The sequence below is a fragment of the Parafrankia sp. FMc2 genome (assembly GCF_041008525.1).
Classification (GTDB): Bacteria; Actinomycetota; Actinomycetes; order Frankiales; family Frankiaceae; genus Parafrankia.
This window is the reverse complement of record NZ_JBFLUG010000442.1, coordinates 1-925: the sequence shown is the minus strand read 5'-3', so window position 1 is coordinate 925 and position 925 is coordinate 1. Positions and strand designations below refer to the sequence as shown.

1 protein-coding gene is annotated in these 925 nt (G+C 69.6%); it reads left to right on the top strand.

Annotation, left to right across the window (positions count from 1 at the left end):
* Positions 1-242 precede the first annotated feature (242 nt).
* On the top strand, positions 243-925 hold a 683-nt coding region (locus AB1460_RS37835; RefSeq protein WP_368967394.1), incomplete at its 3' end, for a transposase family protein.

Below are 925 nucleotides of genomic sequence, written 5' to 3'. Positions count from 1 at the left end.
CCCAGGGCTCTTGCAGGGACGCGATTTGATGGGATCGGCCCGCTCTGTGAGGTTCGGCTGATCGGTCCTGGTAGAGGGCGGTGTGTGGGAGCGCGGGCACGGCTGGACCACGTGTCGCGGGCAAAGGGACAGGCACGCCACTTGTAGATCACGGAGATGTCTTATGTCCTCGTGGTCTGGAGTGCGGCGTGCCTGTGGGCGCATTGTCGCGTGCCGCTGCCGGTGTGGTGGGAGCCGGCGACGTGTCGCGTGCGGAAATCTGGGAGCGGCTCGATCTGGTGACCGACCAGCGGTCGCCTCGTGGGCTGGTCTACCCGTTGCGGTGCCTGGCCGCGGTGTGGCTGTGCTCGCTGACGGCAGCGGGCCACGACCGGGTGTCGGCGGTCCGCGGGTGGCTGAGGCGGACCAGTGAGGAGGAACGCGCACGGCTGCGCCTGCCGTGGGATCCGTTCGACGGCTACCGGCTGCCGAGCGCCGCGACGATCCACCGGTTCCTTGCGGCCGTGGATGACGGGGAACTCGCCGTGGCCCTGCTCGACCCAACGCTCGACCCGAACCCGCCAGCCGAGGAGGAAACCTGCGGGCAGTGGGAACCCGCCGCCCTGGCGGATGCGGCTACCCGGGAACGGGTGGTGCCGGTGTCGGCGGTTGCGGTCGACGGCAAGACCAGCCGGCACGCGAAACGCGCCGACGGCAGCCGGGTGCACCTCGTCGGCGCGGTCAGCCACGGCGACGGGCGGCTGCTCGGTCAGGTCGAGGTCGACGCCAAGACCAACGAGACCACGGTGTTCCGCCGGCTGCTACGGCCCCTTGACCTGACGAACGTGCTGGTCGCGGCCGATGCCCTCCACACCGTGCGCGCCAACCTCGACTGGCTGGTCACCGCGAAGAACGCCCACTACCTTGCCGTGATCAAGAAAAATCA